Source organism: Pseudomonas sp. GR 6-02 (assembly GCF_001655615.1).
GTDB lineage: Bacteria > Pseudomonadota > Gammaproteobacteria > Pseudomonadales > Pseudomonadaceae > Aquipseudomonas.
This window is the reverse complement of sequence record NZ_CP011567.1, coordinates 835,805-860,627: the sequence shown is the minus strand read 5'-3', so window position 1 is coordinate 860,627 and position 24,823 is coordinate 835,805. Positions and strand designations below refer to the sequence as shown.

Genomic DNA, 24,823 nt, shown 5'->3' with positions numbered 1-24,823 from the left:
CAGGAGCATCCCCGGCCATGCCACCAACACGCGAGCGTTGTCGCATGCTGTAAAAATTCGCTAACTCCAGACACGCCAACGCGGGAGCAAGCTCCCGCGCGGCGACATCCTACCAGTCACCGCCTGAAGGCAGTCAACCGGGCGACCAACAACTTACTTGTGGTCTTTAACTTCTTCGAACTCAGCGTCGACGACGTCGTCAGCTTTTTCAGCCGCTTCGCCTTTCGGTGCCGCGCCTTCAGCTGGCTGAGCCTGCTCGGCATACATTTTCTGAGCCACTGGCGCGGAGACCTTGGACAGCTCTTCAACCTTGGCTTCGATTGCAGCCTTGTCGTCGCCTTTAACAGCGGCTTCCAGGGCAACGACTGCCGCCTCAATTGCAGTCTTCTCTTCAGCGCTCACCTTGTCGCCAGCATCAGCGACCATTTTGCGAGTCGAGTGAACCAGTGCGTCGCCCTGGTTACGAGCGCTCGCCAGCTCTTCGAACTTGCGGTCTTCTTCAGCATTCAGTTCAGCGTCGCGAACCATCTGCTGAATTTCGTCCTCGGACAGACCGGAGTTGGCCTTGATCACGATCGACTGAGTCTTGCCGGTAGCCTTGTCTTTGGCGCCTACGTGCAGAATGCCGTTGGCGTCGATGTCGAAGGTCACTTCGATTTGTGGCACGCCACGTGGAGCCGGTGGAATCTCGGCCAGGTCGAACTTGCCCAGGGACTTGTTCTGTGCGGCTTGCTTACGCTCACCTTGCAGCACGTGAATGGTCACAGCGCTCTGGTTGTCGTCAGCGGTCGAGAACACTTGCGATTTCTTGGTAGGAATCGTGGTGTTTTTCTCGATCAGCGCAGTCATCACGCCCCCCATGGTTTCGATACCCAGGGTCAGCGGGCTGACGTCGAGCAGCAGAACGTCTTTCACGTCGCCGGCCAATACAGCGCCCTGGATCGCAGCACCCATGGCAACAGCTTCGTCCGGGTTAACGTCTTTACGAGCTTCTTTACCGAAGAAGTCGGAAACAGCTTTCTGCACCATTGGCATACGGGTCTGACCGCCGACCAGAATCACGTCGTCGATCTTGCTGACATCGATACCGGCGTCTTTCATCGCGATGCGGCAAGGTTCGATGGTGCGCTGAACCAGGTCTTCCACCAGCGCTTCGAGCTTGGCGCGGGAGATTTTCACGTTCAAGTGCTTAGGACCGGTAGCGTCTGCAGTGATGTACGGCAGGTTCACGTCGGTCGACTGGCTCGAGGACAGTTCGATCTTGGCTTTCTCGGCAGCTTCTTTCAGGCGCTGCATGGCCAGCGGATCACCCTTGAGGTTCATGCCGCTTTCTTTCTTGAATTCGTCGACGAGGTAGTCGATCAGGCGAATGTCAAAGTCTTCACCGCCCAGGAAGGTGTCGCCGTTGGTGGCCAACACTTCGAACTGGTGCTCGCCATCGACTTCAGCGATCTCGATAACGGAAACGTCGAAAGTACCGCCACCCAGGTCGTAAACGATCACAGTGTGATCGCCCTTGGCCTTGTCCATACCGTAGGCCAGTGCGGCTGCGGTTGGTTCGTTGATGATGCGTTTTACGTCCAGGCCCGCGATGCGGCCGGCGTCTTTGGTGGCTTGACGCTGGCTGTCGTTGAAGTAGGCCGGAACGGTGATCACCGCTTCGGTCACAGGCTCGCCGAGGTAGTCTTCGGCGGTCTTCTTCATTTTCTTCAGAATTTCAGCCGAGATTTGTGGCGGTGCCATTTTCTGGCCGTTCACTTCAACCCAGGCGTCGCTGTTGTCAGCCTTGACGATCTTGTAAGGGACCATCTGGATGTCTTTCTGTACGACTTCTTCGTCGAAACGACGACCGATCAGACGCTTCACCGCGTACAGGGTGTTATGCGGATTGGTCACTGCCTGACGCTTGGCCGACTGGCCAACCAGGATTTCGCCATCGTTGGCATAAGCGATGATCGACGGCGTGGTACGCGCGCCTTCAGCGTTTTCAATAACTTTGGCCTTGCCGTTTTCCAGCACGGAGACGCAGGAGTTGGTAGTCCCCAGGTCGATACCGATAATTTTGCCCATGTTCACTCTCCCGAAACTTTGGATTTGGATGCCGCAGTAGTGGTGGCTGACTGCGGTAGCACTTAAACGCTTGACTTCTAAATGGGGGCCTTGCGGCTAATTTCAAGCCTGCTCGTCAATCGAAGGCGAAACCGGTGCAGGTGCCTTGCTGACCACGACCATGGCCGGGCGCAGCAGGCGACCGTGGAGCTGATAGCCCTTCTGAAACACCTTGAGCACGCTGTTTGGCTCGACGTCGGCGCTTTCCTGCATGGCCATCGCCTGATGATGCGAGGCATTGAAAGGTTCGCCTTCAGGATCGATGGCTTCCAGGTGATAGCGCTTCAGGGTGTCCTGGAACATTTTCAGGGTCAGCTCGATCCCTTCGCGCATCGAACGAATGTTTTCGTCGTCAGGGTTGGACAGCTCCAGGCCGCGCTCCAGGCTGTCAATGATCGGCAGCAGGTCGCCTGCGAATTTTTCCAGGGCGAACTTGTGAGCCTTTTCAACGTCCTGATCGGCACGACGGCGGACGTTCTGCAGATCGGCGGCTACACGCAAAGCCTGATCCTGCGCACCAGCCAATTGCTCTTCGAGCACTTGTACACGAGCCGCCAGGTCTTCACCCGAAGCCTCGGGGGTCTGGTTGGCGTCTAGATTTTGCGTATCCACTGTCTGTTCGTCAGCCATAGATTTCTCCTTCCAATATCGTCCGCGAGCTCAACTCACGCTTCTGCCCCGGTATATGGGGTCGCAAAATTCAGCTTCAAGGGCTATCCGATGATTAACCCTACAAAAAACAACTGCTTTGTCATTCCCAGGCGCGCTAAGGATTTCTTTCAATCAAGCAAATCGACCTAAGCGGGGGCATTGTCAGCCAGAAACAAAACACTGTATAAATAACCAGACCTAAAGCCTGGGAGCGGCCTTCATGCTGGTGCACCTGTCCGTACACAACTACGCCATCGTTGAACATCTCGATCTCGAACTCGATCGCGGGATGAGCGTGATCACAGGGGAAACCGGCGCCGGCAAGTCGATCATGCTCGACGCCCTCGGCCTGACCCTGGGTGATCGCGCCGACAGCGGCGTAGTCCGCCCGGGGGCCGACAAGGCCGACATCCTGGCCACCTTCGACCTGATCGACATCCCTGAAGCCAGCGCCTGGCTGGCCGAACGCGACCTCGAGAACGACGGCCCGTGCATTCTGCGCCGCGTGATCACTGCTGAAGGGCGTTCGCGCGGCTATATCAATGGCACCCCCTGCCCTCTCGGCGACCTGAAGGCCCTGGGCGAGTTGCTGATCGATATCCACAGCCAGCACGAACACCAATCCCTGCTCAAAACCGATACCCATCGCCGCCTGCTCGACGAGTACGCCGGCGCCACGGACCTTGCCCGTCAGGTGCAACTGGCCGCCCAACGCTGGCGCCAGACCCGTCAGGAGCTGGAACGCCTCTCCAACTCCGGCGACGAACAGCGCGCTCGTCATCAGTTGCTCAGCTATCAACTCGAAGAACTGGAAAACCTCGGCCTCGGCGAAAGCGAGCTGGAGCAACTGGAGCAGGAACACAAGAACCTGACCAACGCCGAAACCTTGCTGGGCATTTGTCGGCAAGTGGTCGAACAATGCAGCGAAAGTGATTCCGGCAATGTATTGAACGCACTGACAGCCAGCCTCAATCGCCTATCGAGCGTGAACAATTCGATCGGCGCCCTGGGTGAAGCCAGCAACCTGCTGACCAGCGCGCAGATTCAGGTCGAAGAAGCGGTGGGCGAATTGAACCGTTTTCTCGACAATTTCGACGCAGACCCGGCACGCCTTCAATACCTGGAAGAGCGCCTCGATGCGATCTACACCCTGGCTCGCAAACACCGCATCCAGCCGACCGAGGTCGCCGAGATGCAACAGAAGCTACTCGACGAAATCGAAACCCTGAATGCCAACGATGAATCCATCGAACGCCTGGGCGATGAGCTGGCCTCCTACGCCCGTCATTATCAGGAGAAGGCTCGGGAATTGAGCGACCTGCGCCATCAAGCATCGAGCAGCCTGGCCAGCGCCGTGGAGCAGGAAATCCAGCGCCTGGGCATGCCCGGCGGCCGCTTCACCATCGAACTGCGCCCCAACAGCAGCGATGAACTGCTGCCCAACGGGCTAGAACAAGTGGAACTGCTGGTGAGCGCCAACCCAGGGCAACCGCTGAAAGCCCTGGCAAAAGTGGCATCGGGGGGCGAGCTGTCGCGTATAAGCCTGGCGATTCAGGTGATCACCGCACAGACCTCCCGCGTACCGACGCTGGTGTTCGACGAAGTGGACGTAGGTATTGGCGGCCCGACCGCCGAGATTGTCGGCCAGTTGCTGCGACGCCTCGGGGAGCGCGGGCAGGTTCTGACCGTGACGCACTTGCCGCAAGTGGCGGCGCAGGGGCATCAACATCTATTTGTGCACAAGGTCCGCGGTGAAGATGCCACGCACACAGCCGTCTCCAAGCTGAGCAAGAATGATCGTGTCGAAGAAGTGGCACGGATGCTCGGCGGCATCGACCTCACCAAGGAGTCCCTGGCTCACGCGAAGAAAATGGTTGTTACCGCGAAAATCTAAGAAGGGCAGAAAGCACGAAGGCGACCCTGAGGTCGCCTTCGTTCGTTTCGCGAACCTGAAGTTCGCGCGACATGCTTACTTTTTCTTGCGCACGTACAGCACAAGATTGTGATCGACCATCTCGAAGCCATACTTGTCGACGATTGCTTTCTGCAGCCGCTCGATTTCTTCGTCGAAGAATTCGATCACTTCACTGGTCTCGACGTTGACCATATGGTCGTGATGCTTGCCGTCGTCCAGTTCGAAGACCGCATGGCCTCCGTCGAAGTTGTGCCGCACCACAAGGCCAGCTGCCTCGAACTGGGTCAGAACACGGTAAACCGTGGCCAGACCGACGTCCTCACCAGCCTCCATCAGTGCTTTGTAGACGTCCTCGGCACTCATGTGGCGTTGCTCGGCGGAATCGAGCATTTGCAGAATTTTGACCCGTGGAAGGGTCACTTTGAGGCCGGCTTTGCGTAGTTCGCTATTTTCAACCATGGTCAGCTTTCTCGCGATGCTGCTTCGCAGCTTCTCTTAATGCGGGTATGATCGGCGTTTACGTTGTCCCAGCCAAGATAGTGGAAGTCGCCCACCGATGCAAAACACCAAGCTCTTGCTAACCAGTTTCACCTTTGTGGGACTGCTCGCACTCGCCGGTTGTTCATTCCCCGGGGTTTACAAAATCGACATCCAGCAGGGCAATGTCGTCACGCAGGACATGATAGACCAGTTGCGCCCGGGAATGACCCGTCGGCAAGTACGGTTTATCATGGGCAACCCTCTGTTGACCGACACGTTCCATGCCGATCGCTGGGATTACCTGTATAGCCTGCAACCCGGTGGCGGTGAACGCCAACAGGAACGCATTAGCGTTATCTTCAACCCAAATGACCAACTTGTCAGCCTCTCTGGCGATTTCATGCCAGGCGTGAGCCGCGACGAGGCCATTCTCGGCAAGGACAGCGGCACTACCGTGACCGCGCCGGCAGGAAACGCCGAGAAGCCGAAGCCAGAAAAACCGGTCAAGCCAGGCTCGCTGCTGGACCAGATCCAGAAGGACGTGGACAACGTAGAAACTGTCCCGGTCCCGACTCCAGAACCGCTGGAAACCTCGCCGCAATAATTTGCGACGCAATAAAAACCCCGGCATGTCCGGGGTTTTTATTGTCTGGCGTTTAATCAAATCACTGATTCCGGGCTTTGGCCTCGGCCGCTTTGGCTGCACGCAACCGCCGAACTTCTTTTGGGTCGGCGAGCAACGGCCGGTAAACCTCAATGCGATCGCCTTCCTGAACCTGGCGAGTGGCCGGATCAGCGATCACTTTGCCAAAGATCCCCACCGGACAACTGGCCAGATCAAGTTCCGGGAATTCGCCATTCAGGCCCGATTTGAACAACGCATCCCGCACCGTCGCGCCCACCGGCACCGTTACGCTCAGCAGCACCTGACGATCAACGGCGGCATACACCACCTCGACCTTGATCACGGCCTCAACCATGCATTTGCTTCGCACGCTGGCAGAATGCGTCCATCAACGTATTCGCCGCCTGATTAAACAAAGGCCCCAACGTCGCACGCACCAGCGGCCCGGAGTAGTCGAACGACAGGTCCAGACTGATCTTGCAGGCCTTCTCGCCCAACGGTTTGAACACCCAGACGCCGTGCAACTGGCTGAACGGACCTTCCTCGAGGTTCATTTCGATCGAACGCCCGGGCACCAGGGTATTACGCGTTACGAAATGCTGACTAAGCCCACCCTTGGCCACACCGACGCTGGCGCGCATGAACTCGGGAGAGCTTTCCAGAATTTCGGTCGATGAGCACCACGGCAGGAATTCCGGATAGCGGGCCACGTCGTTGACCAGGTCGTAAAGCGCTTGCGCCGGATACGGCAGCAGGGCCGAACGTTGAATGTGTGTCGTCATGTCAGCGTTACTTCCACAGCTGTGCGGCAAACACTACAAGAATGCCGATGGGCGCCACATAGCGCATCAAAAACAGGGACAGGGCGAACAGTACTGGGCTGCGGATCGACAACTCGTCGCGCACCGCTTCACGCCCCATCACCCAGCCCGCAAACACCACGAAACACAAACCACCGAGTGGCAGCATGATCCGCGAGGTGAAGAAGTCGATCACACCAAAGAAGTCCAGGCCTCCGGCCGCCCCCCATTGGTAGAGATGAAACAGCCCGCCTTCGTTCACGAAAAACTTGGCTTCCTTCCAGATATTGAAAGAAAACACGGTACCCAGGCCGACGAACCAGCAGGTGAATGCCAGCCAGAAGGTGACCCAGGCGCGGCTGATTTTCGTGCGTTCAACCAGGTAAGCCACCATCGGTTCAAGCAGGGAAATCGCCGAACTCCAGGCCGCAATCGCCACCAGTACGAAGAACACTACGCCCATCAACTGGCCGAACGCTACGTTACCGAAGGCGAATGGCAGGCTGACGAACATCAGGCCTGGGCCTTCGCTCGGGTTCAGGCCGGCAGCGAACACAATCGGAAACAATGCCAGACCGGCCAACAGCGAAACGAAGGTGTCGAGCAACGCCACACCGACGACGGTTCCGGAAATCGACGAGTGCTTCGGCATGTAGGCGCCGTAGATCATGATCGAGCCGACACCCACGCTCAGGGAGAAGAACGCGTGCCCCATGGCCGGCAGCAAGCCATCAAGCACCTTGTCCGGGTGGAAGTCGAACATGAAATGCACGCCCTCCATGAAGTGGCCGGTGGTCATGCTGTAACCCAGCAGGACAATCACCATCACGAACAGCAACGGCATCATGATCCGCAGGCTGCGCTCCAGCCCGGCGACCACCCCCTTGGCGATTACCACTGCCGACAACAGCATGAAAATCGTGTGCCAAAGTGTCAGGCGCCATGGGTCGGCGATCACATTACCGAAGTATGCGCCGACCTGATCAGCCGTCACGCCCCGAAAGTCGCCACGGCCCATGTCGATGATGTAATCCAGCGACCAACCGCCAACCACACTATAGAAAGACAGAATCAGCAACGCCGTGATCATCCCGGCAAAGGCGCCCCAGGACCACTTCGCCGAATGCCCCGCGTCCAGCGCCAGGACCTTCAAGGCATTGGCCGGGCTCTGCCGCGCGCGCCGGCCGATCAGGGTTTCGGCCAGCATGACGGGCATACCGATCAGCGCGATGCAGGCCAGGAACATCAGCACGAAGGCCCCGCCGCCATAGACGCCAACCATATAAGGGAATTTCCAGATACTCCCCAAACCCACGGCCGAACCGGTCGCGGCGAGTATGAAGACCCAGCGGCTAGCCCAACTGCCGTGGACAGAAACCTTGTCTGTCGACATCGTTATCACGCCCAAGCGTTCAAAAAAGAGGCCGCATTGTCCGGGATTCAATCAACCTGCTCAAGCACGTAGCGTCACCGTAGCCGACTCGCGCGCAACTCCCTATAATGCCGCCCCTATGGCTAAACAGAAGAAACACCCAACAGGGACCATCGCGCAAAATAAAAAGGCGCGACACGATTACTTCATCGAACATCGGTTCGAGGCTGGTCTGGTCCTGGCCGGCTGGGAAGTAAAAAGTCTGCGGGCAAGCAAGCTGCAACTGGTTGACAGTTACGTACTGCTCAAAGATGGCGAAGCCTGGCTGCTCGGCAGCCACATTACGCCTCTGACGACGGCCAGCACCCACGTTATCGCTGATCCGACCCGCACCCGAAAATTGCTGCTCAATCGGCGCGAGCTGGAGAAGCTGGCCGCTGCCGTGCAGCAAAAAGGTTACGCCTGCGTATGCCTGTCCTGGTACTGGAGCAAGCACATGGTCAAGTGCGAGATCGCTCTGGGCAAGGGCAAGAAGGAATACGACAAGCGTGATACCGAACGCGAACGCGATGCCGGCCGTGAATTGCAGCGTGCGGTGCGGAACAAGGGCAAGGAAGATTAATTTTCCTGCCTGATCGCGGCTTTTGTGGCGAGGGAGCTTGCTCCCGCTCGGCTGCGAAGCAGTCGTAAACAATCCGCCCACAATGCTGGCCGGGGGGCCGCTTCGCGCCCCAGCGGGAGCAAGCTCCCTCGCCACACACTACATCCCCTTGCGTCGCTCCGCCCGAGCCATGCGCTGCACTTCCTGACGCACCTCTTCCAGCACTTCCTGCACATACAAAATGTGCCGACTGGACACTTCTCGTGCCTCTTCCGCCCGCCCCTCAATAATCGCCTGGTACAACTCCCGGTGCTGCGCAATCAGCATGTCACGGGTTTCGACGCGCTGTTTGTACATGCCGCCAATGTTGGTCACCACGTTGCGCTTGAGCAGATCGAACAGCCCGCGAATGGTGTGCAGCAACACTGCGTTATGGCTGGCCTCGGCGATCGCCAAGTGGAAATTCGCATCCGCCGCGCCCTCTTCCGCCCGACTCACTTCATCGTGGCGCGAATAGCAGTCCTGCAATTCGTCAAACGCCGCCGTCAGCCGCTCACGATCCACCTCGGTGGCGCGCAGTGCCGCGTAGTAAGCGCAGGACGCTTCCAGGGTATGGCGAAACTCCAGCAAATCGCGCTGGGCCTCGGGGTTGCTCTCCAGCAGGTGCAGCAATGGATCGCTGAACGTCGAGCCCAGGGATTCCACCACATAGTTGCCGCCGCCCTGACGACTGACCAGCAGCCCTTTGGCCACCAGTTTCTGAATCGCCTCACGCAACGAAGGGCGTGACACGCCGAACTGCTCGGCCAACGCACGCTCTGCCGGCAGGCGTTCGCCAGCCTTCAAGGTGCCCTCGAGAATCATCCCCTCGAGTTGCTCGACAATATCGTCAGACAAACGGCGTTGCCGAATCTGATCAAACCCCATCACTCAATTCTCCACGATCCCGGCGGCTCGCCGGGCTCTCTATTCTGGCCTATCGGCGCTGCGCCAGCACCTACCAGACGACGCTTGATCGAACAGATCAGATGCGTTCTGCACCGCTCATTCGACAAAAGTTTTAGGGCGGCAAATTGACACACCGCCTCCAAGGCTTTTACCCTAGCCAACAGCGATTGTAAATTGGTCTTACCAATTATCCAAGAACGCTGACCAGTGCCTGACCAACAACAATTAGGGGCCACCCCATATGCAAACCTGGCAACAGCTCTACAGCCCGCTCGGCAGTCTCGGCGTGTCCGCACTCGCGGCCGTCATTCCCATCGTATTTTTCTTCTTGGCCTTGGCCGTGTTCCGCCTCAAAGGCCATGTGGCCGGCAGCATCACCCTGGCGCTGTCCATTGCCGTGGCAATCTTCGCTTTCCAGATGCCGGTCGACATGGCTTTCGCCGCCGCTGGATATGGCTTTGCCTACGGGCTGTGGCCGATTGCGTGGATCATCGTGGCAGCGGTGTTCCTCTACAAACTGACGGTCAAGAGTGGCCAGTTCGAAGTGATCCGCAGCTCGGTGCTGTCGATTACCGATGACCAGCGCCTGCAAGTGCTGCTGATCGGCTTCTGCTTCGGCGCGTTCCTGGAAGGTGCCGCCGGTTTCGGCGCACCGGTAGCGATTACCGCCGCACTGCTGGTAGGGCTGGGCTTCAACCCGCTGTACGCCGCCGGCCTGTGCCTGATCGCCAACACCGCGCCGGTGGCCTTCGGCGCCTTGGGGATTCCGATCATCGTCGCCGGGCAAGTCACCGGCATCGACGCCTTCAAGATCGGCGCCATGACCGGTCGCCAACTGCCGTTGCTGTCGCTGTTCGTGCCGTTCTGGCTGGTGTTCATGATGGACGGCCTGCGCGGCGTTCGGGAAACCTGGCCAGCTGCGCTGGTGGCCGGCTTGAGTTTTGCCATCACCCAATACTTCACCTCGAACTTCATTGGCCCGGAACTGCCGGACATCACCTCGGCGCTGGTCAGCCTGATTTCCCTGACGCTGTTCCTGAAAATCTGGCAGCCAAAACGCGCTGCAGGCGCGCACATCGTCGGCGCAGTCTCGGCTTCCGTAGTGGCCAGCACCGGTGGTTTCGGCCAACCGCGCACCACCGTGGCTTCGCCCTACAGCCTGGGAGAAATTTTCAAAGCCTGGTCGCCGTTCCTGATCCTCACCGTATTGGTCACCATCTGGACGCTGAAACCGTTCAAGGCGATGTTTGCCGCCGGCGGCTCGATGTATGGCTGGGTGTTCAACTTCGCGATCCCGCACCTGGATCAAATGGTGATCAAGGTCGCGCCGATCGTAACCAACCCGACAGCGATTCCGGCAGTGTTCAAACTCGATCCGGTTTCCGCGACCGGCACGGCGATTTTCTTCTCCGCGCTGATCTCGATGCTGGTGCTCAAGGTCAACATTAAAACTGGTCTGACCACTTTAAAAGAGACGTTCTACGAACTGCGCTGGCCGATTTTGTCCATCGGCATGGTGCTGGCGTTCGCCTTCGTCACCAACTACTCGGGCATGTCGTCGACCATGGCTCTGGTATTGGCTGCCACCGGTGCGGCGTTCCCATTCTTCTCGCCATTCCTCGGCTGGCTCGGCGTGTTCCTGACCGGCTCCGATACCTCATCCAACGCGCTGTTCAGTTCGCTGCAAGCGACCACCGCGCACCAGATCGGCGTCAACGACACCCTGTTGGTGGCGGCGAACACCAGCGGCGGGGTGACCGGCAAAATGATCTCGCCGCAATCGATCGCCGTGGCCTGCGCCGCGACCGGGCTGGTGGGTAAAGAATCGGATCTGTTCCGCTTCACCCTCAAGCACAGCCTATTCTTTGCAACGATCGTCGGCCTGATCACCTTGGCTCAGGCTTACTGGTTCACCGGCATGCTGGTGCACTAAGCACTACACGCCACACGGAAAAAACCGACGCTGGGTTACGCCCCGGCGTCAGCTATTCACAACCGGGTCTGCAAGGCTGCTGAAAGCTTCTCCTTCTATATTCAGCAGCCTCAGCGGACGGATAACCGGGACCACCCGGAGACACGCCTGATGAGCGAGCTTTTTTACAACGCTGTGCCGAACGCAACCCGCGTCGCCCCGCCACTGCCTGAACCTCGGCAATACCCCAGCGAAAAACCGTCACGGGTGTACCTGTTCGGGACCTGCGTGGTGGATCTGTTCTACCCCGAAGCCGGGATGGACGCGATCCACCTGCTGGAACGCGAGGGCATTCGTGTCGAATACCCGCAAGGGCAAAGCTGCTGCGGGCAACCGGCCTACACCTCGGGTTACACCGAACAGGCCCGGACCGTGGCGCGCTCGCAACTGGCGTTGTTTGCCGGGGATTATCCGGTGGTGGTGCCGTCGGGTTCTTGCGCGGGCATGTTGCGCGAACACTATGCCGACCTGTTCAAGGACGAGCCGCAAACGCTGAAACAGGTTCAGGCCCTCGCGGCACGGACTTACGAGCTTGCCGAGTTCTTGCTGTTTGTCTGCAAGGTGCAGCTCAAGGACAGCGGCGAACCGGTGAAAGTGGCGTTGCACACGTCGTGCTCGGCACGTCGTGAAATGAACACCCACCTGCATGGCCGTGAGTTGTTGGCGCAGCTGAGCAACGTGGAGCGAGTCGACCACAGCCACGAAAGTGAATGCTGTGGCTTTGGTGGGACTTTCAGCGTCCGTATGCCGGATATTTCCGGTGCGATGGTGGCTGACAAGACCCGTGCGTTGAAGGAATCCGGCGCGCACAAGGTACTCAGTGCCGATTGCGGTTGCCTGATGAACATCAACGGCTCGCTGGAGAAACAACAGGAAGCGTTGCGCGGTCAGCATCTGGCCAGCTTCCTTTGGCAGCGAACCGGAGGTGCCCGATGAGCAGCTCCACGATTATTCCTACGGTCGCCGTAGATGAAGATTTTCGCAGCCGGGCTCACAAGGCTTTGGCTGACACGCAATTGCGAAACAACTTTCGCAGCGCGATGGATTCACTGATGAACAAACGGGCAGCGTCCTTCAGCGATGCCCATGAAAGAGAACATTTGCGAGCGCTGGGCAATGCGGTCCGCGCCCGTGCATTATCCAAGCTGCCCGACCTGCTCGAGCAGCTTGAACAGAACCTGACCCGCAACGGTGTGACAGTGCACTGGGCGGAAACGGTAGACGAAGCCAATGGCATCGTCTTGTCGATCATCCGCGCTCACGAGGCGCGGCAAGTGATCAAGGGCAAATCGATGGTCAGCGAAGAGATGGAGATGAACCATGTCCTCGAAGCTCAAGGCATTGAATGCCTGGAGTCGGACATGGGTGAATACATCGTCCAGCTCGACCACGAGAAGCCTTCACACATCATTATGCCGGCGATCCACAAGAATGCCGGTCAGGTCGCGTCCTTGTTCCACGACAAACTTGGCGTGGAGTACACCAAGGACGTTGACCAACTCATTCAGATCGGTCGCAAAGTCTTGCGGCAGAAATTCTTCGAAGCCGACATTGGCGTCTCCGGCGTCAACTTCGCCGTGGCCGAAACCGGCACCTTGCTGCTGGTGGAAAACGAAGGCAACGGGCGGATGACCACCACGGTGCCGCCAGTGCACATCGCCGTAACCGGCATCGAAAAAGTCGTGGAAAACCTGCGCGACGTGGTGCCGCTGTTGTCGCTGCTGACCCGCTCGGCACTGGGCATTCCGATCACCACCTACGTCAACATGATCTCCGGCCCGCGCAAGGAACATGAACTCGACGGCCCACAGGAAGTGCACCTGGTGCTGCTCGACAACGGTCGCAGCCAGGCGTTTGCCGACAGCGAATTGCGCCAGACCCTGAACTGCATCCGCTGCGGCGCCTGTATGAATCATTGCCCGGTCTACACCCGAATCGGCGGCCATGCCTACGGAGAGGTTTACCCTGGGCCGATCGGAAAAATCATTACCCCGCACATGGTCGGCCTGGCGAAAGTCCCCGACCACCCGAGCGCCTCGTCGTTATGCGGCGCCTGCGGTGAGGTCTGCCCGGTAAAAATTCCGATTCCTGCATTGCTGCGTCGCCTGCGGGAAGAAAACGTCAAAGCGCCGGACAGCCCACATCAAGTGATGCGCGGTCAGGGCAGCAAGTATTCGCGCAAAGAACGATTTATCTGGAACGCCTGGGCCAGGCTCAACAGTTCGCCAACGCTTTATCGCCTGTTCGGCTTCTTCGCCACTCGCCTGCGAGCGCTGACGCCGAGCAACGTCGGCCCATGGACCCAGAACCACAGCGCACCGAAACCCGCGGCCCGCTCACTGCATGACATGGCCCGCGAGCATCTGGCCAAACAGGGGGACCGTTGATGAGCGCCAAGCAAAATATCCTCGCCAAATTGCGCAACAGTCTGACGGGCACCACGCCGGTGGCTGACAACTTCGATGTCGAACTGGTGACCGAGCCCTACACCTACACGCCGGAACAACGCATTTCGCAACTGCGCAAACTGATGGAAGCGGTGCATACCGAAATCCATCTGACGTCCAGAGAAGGCTGGCCCGAATTGCTCGCGCAACTGCTGCGGGACCGCCAGTTGCCGAGCCTGCTGATTGCGCCGACGACGCCCCACGGGCAACGCATCACCGAGCATTGGGCGAAAAATCCTGGCCTGCCAGCGCTCAAAGCCTACAACCGCCCGGTCGAGGAATGGAAAGCCGAGTTGTTCAACGAAACCCCGGCCAGCCTGACTACCACCCTCGGCGCGATCGCCGCGACCGGTAGCCTGATTCTCTGGCCGACGCGGGAAGAACCGCGCTTGATGAGCCTGGTGCCGCCAGTGCATTTTGCCCTGCTCAAGGCCAGTGAAATCCGCGACAACTTCTATCAGGTGCAGCAGGAATTCGAATGGGCCCAAGGCATGCCGACCAACGCCTTGCTGGTGTCCGGCCCGTCGAAGACTGCCGACATCGAGCAAGTGCTGGCTTACGGTGCCCACGGCCCGAAAGACCTGGTGGTGTTGATCCTGGAGGACCAATGAGTCTACCGGCGGCTTTTCTGCGCGATGCGCAGCAACTGATTCCTGAAACACGACGTTTCGACGACCCGCTATCAACCCTGGCCTTCGGCACCGACGCCAGTTTCTACCGGCTGATTCCAAAACTGGTGATCCGCGTCGAGTCCGAAGACGAAGTAGTGGCGCTGCTCAAACTGGCGCAACGGGACCACATCCCGGTGACCTTCCGCGCCGCCGGCACCAGCCTGTCTGGCCAGGCCATCAGCGATTCGGTGCTGATCGTGCTGGGGGATAACTGGAACGGTCGCGAGATCCGTGGCCAGGGTACGCAAATCCGTCTGCAACCGGGCGTGATCGGCGCCCAGGCCAATGCGTGGCTGGCACCGTTCGGACGCAAGATCGGTCCGGATCCGGCGTCGATCAATGCCTGCAAAATCGGCGGCATCGTCGCCAACAATGCCAGCGGCATGTGCTGCGGCACAGCGCAAAATACCTATCACACCCTGGCCGGGATTCGTCTGGTGTTGGCCGATGGCAGCCGACTCGATACCGAAGACCCCAGCAGTGTTGCGGCGTTCCGAAAGAGCCACGCCGAATTGCTGGAGCGTCTGGCGACACTGGGCCGCGAGACCCGCGCCAATGCCGAACTGGCTGCGAAAATTCGCCACAAATACCGTCTGAAAAATACCACCGGGCTGTCACTCAATGCCCTGGTGGATTTTGACGAGCCTGTGGATATCTTGAGCCACTTGCTGGTGGGTTCCGAAGGCACGCTGGGGTTCATCAGCGCGGTGACCTACGACACAGTAATCGACCACCCGAACAAGGCATCGGCGCTGATTGTGTTCCCGGACGTGGAAACCTGCTGCAACGCGGTTTCCGTCCTGAAAAGCCAACCAGTGTCGGCCGTGGAACTGCTGGACCGTCGCAGCCTGCGCTCAGTGCAGGACAAGCCCGGCATGCCGGCTTTCGTACAACAACTGTCGCCTAATGCCTGCGCTCTGTTGATCGAATCCCGCGCGGCCTCCTCCACTTTGCTGCAGGAACAACTGGCGCAGATCATGGCGTCGCTGACCGACTTCCCAGTGGAAAAACAAGTCGACTTCACCGAAGACCCGGTGGAAAACGCCCGGCTCTGGGCGATCCGCAAGGACACCTTCCCCGCCGTCGGCGCGGTGCGCAAAACCGGCACCACGGTGATCATCGAAGACGTGACCTTCCCGGTGGAACAACTGGCCATCGGCGTGAATCGCCTGATCGAGCTGTTCGACAAACATCACTACGACGAAGCGATCCTTTTCGGACACGCCCTGGAAGGCAATCTGCACTTCGTCTTCACCCAAGGCTTCAACAGCGCGGAAGAAGTCGCACGCTACCAGGCGTTCATGGACGACGTGGCGCAGTTGGTGGCCGTGGAGTTCGGCGGCTCGCTGAAGGCCGAACACGGCACCGGTCGCAACATGGCGCCCTTCGTCGAACTGGAATGGGGCAGCGACGCCTACCAGTTGATGTGGCAGCTCAAACGCCTGCTCGACCCCAACGGCATTCTCAACCCGGACGTGGTGCTCAGCGACGATCCACAGATCCACCTCAAACACCTGAAGCCGCTGCCCGCCGCCGATGAGATTGTGGATAAGTGCATCGAATGCGGTTTCTGCGAACCGGTGTGCCCGTCGAAAGGCCTGACCTTGAGCCCACGCCAGCGCATCGTGATCTGGCGTGACATCCAGGCGAAGAAACGCGCCGGCATAGACACCGCCGAACTGGAACAGGCCTACGAATATCAGGGCATCGATACCTGCGCCGCCACAGGCCTGTGTGCACAACGTTGCCCTGTAGGCATCAACACCGGCGAGCTGGTGAAAAAGCTCCGTGGCCGTAACGCGACCCATACGAAAACCGCCAACTGGATTGAAGGCAATTTCGCCACTGCGTTACAAGGCGCGCGCTTCACCCTGCATGTCGCCAACGGTGCGCGGATGCTGTTGGGGGCGCCACGCTTGGCGAAGCTTTCGGCAACATTGACCCGCTTGTCCAAAGGCCAGGTCCCGCAATGGACCAACGCCATGCCACAGCCGGAAAAGGCCATTCGCTTCAGCCCGAGCGTATCGGACGAACGCCCTCGGGTGGTGTATCTCGCGGCCTGCGTGTCGCGGGTCATGGGCCCGGCGGCGGGTGATAAAGAGCAAATGTCGCTGTACGACAAAACCCGTGGCCTGCTGGAAAAGGCCGGTTACCAGGTCGTCTTTCCAGACAATCAGGACAACCTCTGCTGTGGCCAGCCATTCGCCTCCAAGGGCTACGCCGAACAGGCCGAACACAAACGCCAGGAACTGATCGGCGCACTACTGCACGCCAGCCGCGGCGGGCTCGACCCAATCTACTGCGACACCAGCCCCTGCACGCTGCGGCTGGTTCAGGACCTCGGCGACGTACGACTGGACCTGTACGACCCGGTGCGTTTCATCCGTACGCATTTGATGGACCGACTGGACTTCACCCCGCAGGAAGCGCCGATCGCGGTGCACGTCACGTGCAGCACGCAGCATCTAGGCGAGAGCCAGGCGTTGATCGATCTGGCGCACAAATGCAGTAAAAACGTGGTCATTCCGGAAGGCATTCACTGCTGTGGTTTTGCTGGCGACAAAGGCTTCACCACGCCGGAATTAAACGCCCATTCGTTACGCACGCTGAAGGACGCGGTACAGCAATGCAGCGAAGGGATTTCCACCAGCCGCACCTGTGAGATTGGTCTGACACAACACGGTGGAATTGACTACCACGGGCTGGTCTATCTGGTGGATCGGGTGACCCAGGCCAGAGCGGTCTGACACCGAAGCACAAAAAGAAGGGGCAATAACGCATAATGCAAAAACCCGTTCCCACAGGGATTGTGCGTTAGGCGTCATTGCCCCTTTTTCGCACCCTCCTCCCGGAAAATCTTTCACTCCCTCGCAAGCGAAAACAGAACCCTTGCACGCCTCCACAGTCCATTTGTTAAGCCCCAATCAGCGTGGCCCATCCCCACCCCCGTTCCAGGAGATACCCATGAAGCGTTCCGCCCTGGCTGGACTGCTCCTCACTGCAACAATGCTGGCCTCCTCCGCATACGCCTCAAACGATAGCGATCAATGCGTAATGAAGCTCCAGGAGGTCAATAGCAAGCTGTCCAGCGCAGCCACGCTGGACGCCGCCACCAAAGGTGTCGTCGTCACCAAAGCCGAACAAGCCAAGGCCGCCCACGCCTCCAACAACGACAGAGAGTGTGTTTCCCTGGCGCAGCAAGCGCTCCAGGACATTCAAAGCCACTTGAATAGCCATTAGGGCCAGGCCAGATAACATGCAGGTAAGGACAGAAGGTCGACTCGCCGCGCGTATTGGCGTACACTTCGCTTACCTGCTGGTTACACACAGCAGGTTCGGGGCCGCTTTGGATTCGACGCCGGTTGCGAAACTTTAGGTGCATGCCGACTTGGTAACAGAAGTCGTAAATCCACTGTTGCAACTACTTATAGTTGCCAATGACGAAACCTACGGCCAGGAATTCTCTCTCGCTGCGTAAGCAGCCTTAGATCCTGAGCTTCTGGTACCTTCGGGTCCAGCAATCATCAGGGGATGTCTGTAAACCCAAAGTGATTGTCATATAGAACAGAATCGCCGTGCAGTACGTTGTGGACGAAGCGGCTAAAACTTACACAACTCGCCCAAAGCACCCTGCCCGTCGGGTCGCTGAGGGTTAACTTAATAGACACGGCTACGCATGTAGTACCGACAGCGGAGTACTGGCGGACGGGGGTTCAATTCCCCCCGGCTCCACCACTTTTACATCTAAAGACGTCCACGGACGTCTTTTTTTGTGCCTACAATCCAACAAAATCAAGGGTTTAAGCGCTTCTGGGTGCCAACGAGGTATTTGGAGTTCCAGACAGTTTGGTATCCCAGGTGGTATCCAGAGCTACCCGGTGCTATTTTTAGGATACCAAAACGGTGCCCAAGGTAGCTCCCATGCCTACTCAAGCAACCCGTCTCTCCGATCGCCAGCTCAAGGCGGTCAAGGCAACTGGTAAAGACTTCGTCCTTAGCGACGGCGACGGCCTACAGCTTCGAGTACGCGCCAGCGGCTCGATGATGTGGAATTTCAATTACCGCGAACCGTTGACCAGAAGCCGTATCAATATGGCACTCGGTCCATACCCCGACCTCTCGTTAGCCAACGCCCGGAAGAAAGCCGCAGAAGCGCGTGAGTTGCTCGCTCTGGGCATTGATCCCAAAGCTCAACGCGATGAGGTAAGGCAAGCCAAACTCGCTGAGACCGAGCACACCTTCGAGAAGGTGGCCACCGCCTGGTTCGAGCTAAAGAAGGACTCCGTGACGCCAGCATATGCCGAAGACATTTGGCGCTCGCTAACGCTGCATGTTTTTCCAGACTTGAAAACAACGCCTCTCTCGCAGATCAGCGCCCCGATGGTCATCAAGCTCCTTCGTCCCATCGAAGCCAAAGGCAGTCTCGAGACAGTGAAGCGACTGAGCCAACGACTCAACGAGATCATGACCTACGGGGTAAACTCCGGGCTGATTTTCTCTAACCCACTCAGTGGTATTCGAGCGGTATTCAAGAAGCCCAAGAAACAGAACATGGCCGCGCTACGACCAGACGAGCTTTCCGAGCTCATGATCGAAATCGCGAATGCCAGCATCAAGCGGATCACCCGCTGCCTGATCGAATGGCAACTGCACACCATGACCCGTCCTGCCGAAGCGGCTACCACCCGATGGGCAGATATCGACTTCGACAAACGCATCTGGACCATCCCGCCGGAGCGCATGAAAAAGCGTCGTCCGCATACCATCCCACTGACCGAACAGGCACTCGCGTTACTGGAGGCGCTCAAGCCCCACAGCGGTCACAGGGAATACGTGTTCCCGGCAGATAGAAATCCGCGCACCCACGCCAATAGCCAGACCGCCAACATGGCGTTGAAACGCATGGGCTTCCAGGACCGCTTGGTCAGCCATGGTATGCGCTCCATGGCCAGCACCATCCTGAACGAGCATGGGTGGGATCCGGAGCTGATCGAAGTCGCGCTGGCGCATGTCGAAAAGGACGAAGTCCGAAGCGCTTACAACCGAGCTGACTACATCGAACGCCGGCGTCCGATGATGGCTTGGTGGAGTGAGCACATCCAGAAAGCGGCCACTGGCAACCTGTCGGCATCTGCGATCAATCAAACCAGGGACCACAACGTCGTGCCGATACGGTGAGCGCTCACCGGACGCCGCCGGTAACCGAAAATGACTCCCCAGATGGAGTGATGGTTGATTTGGCGACAGCGGCGATACCGGCGACAACCCTTGTAATACTTGGCCTGCAGCATGGCGACAGAAGTGGCGACTGTCGCCGCTACAAGCCTCTCTCTTGGGGCTTTCTCGGCCAAGCCCACGCGAGCAGGAAGGCTCCGCATTCCCACTCGCATGGGCTCTGCGTAATTGCATCTCACTTGACCACCTAATTGCATTGCCACTGACCAGTTGTTTGCATCCGACTTGACCAGTCATTTGCATTCGCGCTGACCAGCCGTTTGCAGTTGATGGCTGTCAGCGGGTGCCACTCAGCGCGAGTGCGTCAGCCAAGCACTGAAGGACTGCAACCGGCCGATTCTGTTGAAAAAGTCGACCCGCCCCGGCTAGCCATGCATCGAGCGGTGAAAGCGCATTTTTTGCACGCCGCTACGTCAAATCTGAGTCTTGGACCTTCTGCGCAAAACACAGATTTCAATCTCAGACGCGTACTTTTCTGCAGTGGAAACCGAAGCCGACTTTTTCAACAGAATCGGCCAATAACAGCCCTTCGCGAAGCACTGCAACTGCCCTAGTGGCTTGATAAACTCTCGGGCCACTCAGCAAAACATTCAATAGTATGATCCCGTCATGGGCGTCCGTTGACCCACTCCATTTCAAACACCACCCGCACTCAGGAGAAAAAGGTTGTCCTTTTTGACTATGTGCCGGCGGCTACAGGCGGATGTGGTTGCGTCGTGATCGGGAGGCGGCTATGGGGGATCTAGTGCGGCAATACAAAACTCTAGAGACCTATCGCTCTCATCGATTTTAGGTAAGACTCCGAGGAACCATTTCTAACGGAAATGACCACCTTTTCGACCTCCTTCCAGGTTCGCCCTTTAAACTCGGGGCGAGCGCGACGAATTATTTTCGCAAGTTGCTCATTGTCGTAGTGTGTAAAGTTACTAATGAGCATCAGGATTGCAAAATTAGTATTAATGGAACCGCAGGCTTCTTCATAAGCTCGCCTTCTTTCCAAGGTTTTCAGCCTTGCTAGCTGACAAGATTCGATAACCGCTAATGCCCTAGCTTTCTGCTTTTCATCACCGATTGCCTCGAATATGTATCCTTCTCGAATTAAGAGGTGTTCGCTGTAGCGGTGCAGATAAGGATGAATCCAGTTGAAATCATCTGCACCTATCGGGTAAGGGCAATTGGGCGTAAGAGTTGCACTTAACACGGGATCATCGGTTTTATTTTTATTGCATGGCTTGCAAGCAGCAACTAAATTCATGCGCTCGTAAGTAAATCTTTCCATTCCGACAATTGCTTTGGCGACGATATGGTCAATTTCGTTACGACCTAAATCAATACTTATTCTTCTGCGACAATATGCGCATGCATAATTTTGTTGTTTAAGTAGTTTTTTTCGCAGCCTATCACGAACATTTGCCAAGGATGCCTTTGTCCATTCCTTATGCTTACCCTTGAAATATTTTTGTATTGCTGCGGCATCTGATTTCGACCATTGTGCAGGTGAAAGAATTTCAAAGCCAGTCATGACACACCAATAATTTTCTTTATGGAAATTAGTAGCGATAGAACAGGGTCTTCCTCCGGTAGGCCAGAGGTGAAATCTTCGACCTTCACAAGCAGAGACTTTATTTTGCTTTTGTTTTTTTCCACGCCTTCGGATACTGATTTTAGAAGTAAGTCTAATGCACCTACTAATTCAGGAGACCGTGTGCTCTTGAGATCAAACTTATCCTCTAAGATATCATTCGACTGCCATCCCGCTGGAATCTCAGACGGCACTGCCACAATATCACCGCTCAACTCATCTCTACGTAATATAATAAGGTCGGTATGAGTCGGACTCATACTGCTAACAATGAGAGGGGAGTGAGTTGCGACAACAATATGGCAATCTCTAGATTCCACCAGCGCAGCAGACAGGTCTCCCATATACTCACGTTGCCAAGATGGATGCAAGGCGCTTTCCGGTTCGTCGATGAGTACAAGCATGTTATCTTTCGCACGTAAAGCTAAGCTAACAAATGTAGAAAACAATCCCCATTGGCCAGCGCTGAAGTCTTCAGGGGTGCGGTCGTTGAATAAAGGACGCCTCAAAGCTATCAGATTATAGCGCAATGCTTCGCTTACTAATTCTCGATGATAAGTAAGACAAATATCGTCGGACAATAAATCAAAAATTACGGGCTCGCCACGGCTGGCCTTGAACTGCGACATTATCGCCTTGCGCTTCTCTATATCCAACATTAGCGTGGCTGGTTTGGTAAAACGACTGTCGTCACCCGATGAGCCAGGCTGCGACTCTATAAATAGCTCGAAGCGCGTAGAGATTCCCGTTTTTGCAGATATTTTTGAAATGAAGTTTTTTAGATTATCCGATACGCCATCTCGGCTTAATGCTGCTGAGACCAACGCTTGCACGCTCTGATTTCTGCTGACTAAATTTTGATTGTGACGCGGGCCTATATACTCGTAGATTTCAGCTGAATACCGGCCGTCAGGCCGAGTATTGCCCTGTCGTTTTTTTGTCGGAAATCTATCATTAGGGATTGCAGACAGCGCGATAATAAGAGAAGGATTGCTGGAAAACTCTGTGCCGATAGAGTGGTATTTCATGCCATTTAAAAACTCATGCTCTCTTAAGGCATCGTCAAGCAATCCCCGCAATATCGTGCTTTTTCTCGTGCCATTTGCACCGAGCAAAATAGTTACTCTGTTTTTCTTTGAGCTTGAGTAAGGGAGAACAACTTGATCGCCCCGCTCTGTAGGGAGATGGAATTTTCTTATTTGCAACTTGCCAATCCTTTATGTTGACCGCGTCACCCGACTGATGAGACCTCGCAACGAGATCCTAAAAACGCTAGCCGCTTGAGGATAGCTAGCCTCATGGGTTTCTGCTATCACTATTGACGCGCCGTATCTGAGGCTCATTTTCTTCCATACAATATCAACAACTCGCTGTTTGATGATGTAGGCGGTACGACGGACTCCCACAGATGGCTATTATCTGCCTTTACGACGGACAGCAATTGGCCGACCTTTGCGGAGCCTCAGAGGCTGCAATGGGTCGACTTCTGCCGGTCACGACAGACAGAAAACGGCCAGAAGCGCCCCCCCGCTCGGCGACTGTTCACAGCCCTTCGCGGCAGTCAGCAATCGGCCATACCATGATTCGACGCCCGCCACCTGTCAAGGCGCAGATTTCGCAATTGCTGGAGGTCCTCGTCTAGCTAAGAGCCGCCGGTGGACAAACTAGTGGCAAATAGGTAGCGTCCATCGCGACAAGAAACGCGACATGGCAGTTATGTGCTCAAAGAATTATCTACCAATGAGTTGAGTAATTGAAAATGAACTACCAGAAAAGCGTCGAGTTGGCCATAGCTCTTGGCTATGAGGGGATACCTGACGAGAGCGCCTACAAAGGTATCTATTACAGTAAAAATGGAATGATATGGATTCATGACATTGAAGCGTTGAAGGCGTCTTTGGGTTCTATTTCTAGCGAAGAACTGGAGAGTCTTAGCTACGATGTTGATGCATATAATAAATACAAGAACCATACAAACAAGATGGCTGATGATGAAATGAAATCTTTATATTCAGACCTTAGCCCTGGCGAAGGTGAACCTGCCTACTTGATGGACGGTATGTACCTTTTCCCAGATGGCAGTATACGTGAGATATAAACTCCCTCGTTCTTTGAACGTGCCGGTTCGACCCTAGCTCCGGGCGCCATATGAAACAACGATTTAGGCTCACCTTGCGGTGGGCCTCGGCCGACAAGCGGTAGATGTGTGCATAATAGCAACGCACTTGACCGACCAATTGCATTGCCGCTGATAATCACTTGTATCTGAGCGATATTGAGGTTGTCGCAGTGACCGAACGATCTGTAGCTGATAAGCAAGTCGCGGCTAGACCAGCAGACGGGAGCCAAAACTGAATGTGCCTGGGATATTGAAAGCCCTCTTTAACTTCACATGGAGGTAGTCGGGATTCGAAAGAAGTTTTTTTATTTTTTCTTCGTCAGCCTCAGACGTTTTCGCCCCAAGAATAACCTCTCGTAGAGCTGCGGTTGAAAACGAGTGATTGCCCGGAACCGAAGTCAGACGAAATTCCTTTTCATATTTCCAGTCTTCGGATTTCGTATAGAGCCCTGTTTGCAGCATAGCGTCTACTTGTCTGTTGTAAAAATTTTTACCTTGCTCGTCAGAGAAGTGCACATCGTCCCACGGTCGACAGAACTCACCAAACTCCTCAGTCAACTCTAAGAATTTTTCCATATATGGAGGATTTGGCAAATACTGAACGTCCCCTGAGCCGCTGATGCCATCAATTTGCAGAATTTCTGCATTAAAACCGAGGCATATTCCACGGTGGCCATCTGCATAGTGAGACCAAAGCAGTGCGTCATTTGCAGTTTTAGAAAGGGAAAGAATCCCTCTGCTCTGCATAAAGAGATAGAGGGCTTGATTCAAAGAAATTTCGTCGCCTTCTTTCGTCACGCCCTTTTTTATACTATCAAGCATCGTTATAAGAAACGATTTTCGACCTTCAGGATGCCTGTCTGTTTTATATACATGGCTCTTAGCGCGCTCATACTCGGATTTGACGTCGATTGACACGTCTAGTGGATCATTTAAATCTTGAGGGAGCGAGAAATAAAGCTCATTATTTCGAAATATATCCAAAGTTCTAGGTGAGCAGGATCGATACTTGTAGTACGTAGCAGTTTCTTCCACATCCATGTATTCCGCTCCTTTAAGCCGCGAAGTCTGAATTAGAAATGGCACTTTATACCGTCGTCACAGAATAGAGTCAAAAATCGACCTGTTCACTTGACGAACTGCTTCACCGCTGGTTTGGCGGACACCTTATCCGTCAGCTTCACGCCCTGAGGAAGTCAGTCAACCTAAATCGAGGTTCTTCAGGAGCGGTGGACCGCGCCGAGAACGCACCAGAACGTTTTTTGAGATTTTCCTTGTTATTACAGACCCTTATCT

General features: G+C 56.3%; 21 protein-coding genes and 1 other RNA gene. 12 read left to right on the top strand and 10 right to left on the bottom strand.

The genetic code is table 11. The annotated features are described in order from the left end of the window. Positions 1 to 153 precede the first annotated feature (153 nt). Together dnaK and grpE are read right to left on the bottom strand one after the other, a co-directional pair. Positions 154 to 2,070: a molecular chaperone DnaK gene (dnaK, locus tag PGR6_RS03680; RefSeq protein WP_018929476.1), complete on the bottom strand. Its 1,917-nt coding sequence runs from the start codon at positions 2,068 to 2,070 to the stop codon at positions 154 to 156. A 102-nt stretch (positions 2,071 to 2,172) separates the two neighbouring features. Further along, on the bottom strand, positions 2,173 to 2,739 hold the full coding sequence (gene grpE, locus PGR6_RS03675; protein WP_064616139.1) for a nucleotide exchange factor GrpE: 567 nt from the start codon (positions 2,737 to 2,739) through the stop codon (positions 2,173 to 2,175). 241 nt (positions 2,740 to 2,980) lie between these two features. Here grpE and recN point away from each other — a divergent pair, with 241 nt between their 5' ends. Continuing rightward, positions 2,981 to 4,654 (top strand): DNA repair protein RecN, encoded by a 1,674-nt coding sequence (gene recN, locus PGR6_RS03670; protein WP_018929474.1) that lies wholly within the window; start codon positions 2,981 to 2,983, stop codon positions 4,652 to 4,654. Positions 4,655 to 4,729: 75 nt separating this feature from the next. On the opposite strand, the gene fur is transcribed toward recN, so the two are convergent. After that, positions 4,730 to 5,134, bottom strand: a complete 405-nt coding sequence (fur, locus tag PGR6_RS03665) for a ferric iron uptake transcriptional regulator (RefSeq protein ID WP_003197684.1) — start codon at positions 5,132 to 5,134, stop codon at positions 4,730 to 4,732. A gap of 97 nt (positions 5,135 to 5,231) precedes the next feature. On the opposite strand from fur, the gene PGR6_RS03660 reads away from it, so the two are divergent. Continuing rightward, positions 5,232 to 5,759 carry an outer membrane protein assembly factor BamE gene (locus PGR6_RS03660; protein ID WP_018929473.1) on the top strand — a complete coding sequence of 176 codons (528 nt, stop codon included), beginning with the start codon at positions 5,232 to 5,234 and terminating at the stop codon, positions 5,757 to 5,759. 61 nt (positions 5,760 to 5,820) lie between these two features. Here the strand turns inward: PGR6_RS03660 and PGR6_RS03655 are convergent, their stop codons facing one another. The 3 genes from PGR6_RS03655 to PGR6_RS03645 are packed head-to-tail and all read right to left on the bottom strand — an operon-like array spanning position 5,821 to position 7,973. Then, positions 5,821 to 6,135, bottom strand: a complete 315-nt coding sequence (locus tag PGR6_RS03655; protein WP_064616138.1) for an RnfH family protein — start codon at positions 6,133 to 6,135, stop codon at positions 5,821 to 5,823. Continuing rightward, positions 6,128 to 6,562 carry a type II toxin-antitoxin system RatA family toxin gene (locus tag PGR6_RS03650; protein ID WP_007933502.1) on the bottom strand — a complete coding sequence of 145 codons (435 nt, stop codon included), beginning with the start codon at positions 6,560 to 6,562 and terminating at the stop codon, positions 6,128 to 6,130. Before PGR6_RS03650 ends, PGR6_RS03655 begins: the two co-directional genes overlap by 8 nt. A 7-nt stretch (positions 6,563 to 6,569) precedes the next feature. Continuing rightward, positions 6,570 to 7,973, bottom strand: a complete 1,404-nt coding sequence (locus tag PGR6_RS03645) for a sodium-dependent transporter (protein WP_064616137.1) — start codon at positions 7,971 to 7,973, stop codon at positions 6,570 to 6,572. A gap of 118 nt (positions 7,974 to 8,091) precedes the next feature. On the opposite strand from PGR6_RS03645, the gene smpB reads away from it, so the two are divergent. After that, positions 8,092 to 8,574 carry an SsrA-binding protein SmpB gene (gene smpB / locus PGR6_RS03640; protein ID WP_018929470.1) on the top strand — a complete coding sequence of 161 codons (483 nt, stop codon included), beginning with the start codon at positions 8,092 to 8,094 and terminating at the stop codon, positions 8,572 to 8,574. A 138-nt stretch (positions 8,575 to 8,712) separates the two neighbouring features. On the opposite strand, the gene PGR6_RS03635 is transcribed toward smpB, so the two are convergent. Further along, positions 8,713 to 9,480 (bottom strand): FCD domain-containing protein, encoded by a 768-nt coding sequence (locus PGR6_RS03635; protein ID WP_064616136.1) that lies wholly within the window; start codon positions 9,478 to 9,480, stop codon positions 8,713 to 8,715. Between the two features lie 262 nt (positions 9,481 to 9,742). On the opposite strand from PGR6_RS03635, the gene PGR6_RS03630 reads away from it, so the two are divergent. The 8 genes from PGR6_RS03630 to PGR6_RS03595 all read left to right on the top strand — a co-directional run bounded on the left by PGR6_RS03630 (position 9,743) and on the right by PGR6_RS03595 (position 19,769). Continuing rightward, positions 9,743 to 11,434: a lactate permease LctP family transporter gene (locus tag PGR6_RS03630; RefSeq protein WP_064616135.1), complete on the top strand. Its 1,692-nt coding sequence runs from the start codon at positions 9,743 to 9,745 to the stop codon at positions 11,432 to 11,434. Between the two features lie 150 nt (positions 11,435 to 11,584). Beyond that, positions 11,585 to 12,409, top strand: coding sequence for a (Fe-S)-binding protein (locus tag PGR6_RS03625; protein WP_018929467.1), 825 nt, complete (start codon positions 11,585 to 11,587; stop codon positions 12,407 to 12,409). Then, positions 12,406 to 13,860: a LutB/LldF family L-lactate oxidation iron-sulfur protein gene (locus PGR6_RS03620; RefSeq protein WP_018929466.1), complete on the top strand. Its 1,455-nt coding sequence runs from the start codon at positions 12,406 to 12,408 to the stop codon at positions 13,858 to 13,860. Before PGR6_RS03625 ends, PGR6_RS03620 begins: the two co-directional genes overlap by 4 nt. Continuing rightward, entirely contained in the window at positions 13,860 to 14,531 is a 672-nt protein-coding gene (locus PGR6_RS03615; RefSeq protein ID WP_064616134.1) for a LutC/YkgG family protein, read from the top strand. The genes PGR6_RS03620 and PGR6_RS03615 overlap by 1 nt, the downstream gene beginning before the upstream one ends. Further along, positions 14,528 to 17,338: an FAD-binding and (Fe-S)-binding domain-containing protein gene (locus tag PGR6_RS03610; protein WP_064616133.1), complete on the top strand. Its 2,811-nt coding sequence runs from the start codon at positions 14,528 to 14,530 to the stop codon at positions 17,336 to 17,338. The genes PGR6_RS03615 and PGR6_RS03610 overlap by 4 nt, the downstream gene beginning before the upstream one ends. Positions 17,339 to 17,555: 217 nt before the next feature. Further along, positions 17,556 to 17,831 (top strand): hypothetical protein, encoded by a 276-nt coding sequence (locus tag PGR6_RS03605; protein ID WP_064616132.1) that lies wholly within the window; start codon positions 17,556 to 17,558, stop codon positions 17,829 to 17,831. A gap of 97 nt (positions 17,832 to 17,928) precedes the next feature. Beyond that, positions 17,929 to 18,326, top strand: a transfer-messenger RNA (tmRNA) gene (ssrA, locus tag PGR6_RS03600). 186 nt (positions 18,327 to 18,512) lie between these two features. Then, positions 18,513 to 19,769, top strand: a complete 1,257-nt coding sequence (locus PGR6_RS03595) for an integrase domain-containing protein (protein WP_064616131.1) — start codon at positions 18,513 to 18,515, stop codon at positions 19,767 to 19,769. Between the two features lie 820 nt (positions 19,770 to 20,589). On the opposite strand, the gene PGR6_RS03590 is transcribed toward PGR6_RS03595, so the two are convergent. Both PGR6_RS03590 and PGR6_RS03585 read right to left on the bottom strand, forming a co-directional pair. Next, on the bottom strand, positions 20,590 to 21,348 hold the full coding sequence (locus PGR6_RS03590) for an HNH endonuclease (RefSeq protein ID WP_082920819.1): 759 nt from the start codon (positions 21,346 to 21,348) through the stop codon (positions 20,590 to 20,592). Beyond that, positions 21,345 to 22,613: an AAA family ATPase gene (locus PGR6_RS03585; RefSeq protein ID WP_177343072.1), complete on the bottom strand. Its 1,269-nt coding sequence runs from the start codon at positions 22,611 to 22,613 to the stop codon at positions 21,345 to 21,347. The genes PGR6_RS03590 and PGR6_RS03585 overlap by 4 nt, the downstream gene beginning before the upstream one ends. A 548-nt stretch (positions 22,614 to 23,161) precedes the next feature. Here PGR6_RS03585 and PGR6_RS03580 point away from each other — a divergent pair. Next, complete coding sequence (locus PGR6_RS03580) at positions 23,162 to 23,506, top strand: hypothetical protein (protein WP_218187808.1); 345 nt, start codon at positions 23,162 to 23,164, stop codon at positions 23,504 to 23,506. Positions 23,507 to 23,734: 228 nt separating this feature from the next. On the opposite strand, the gene PGR6_RS03575 is transcribed toward PGR6_RS03580, so the two are convergent. Beyond that, positions 23,735 to 24,568 carry a DUF2971 domain-containing protein gene (locus PGR6_RS03575; RefSeq protein WP_064616127.1) on the bottom strand — a complete coding sequence of 278 codons (834 nt, stop codon included), beginning with the start codon at positions 24,566 to 24,568 and terminating at the stop codon, positions 23,735 to 23,737. Positions 24,569 to 24,823: the final 255 nt, after the last annotated feature.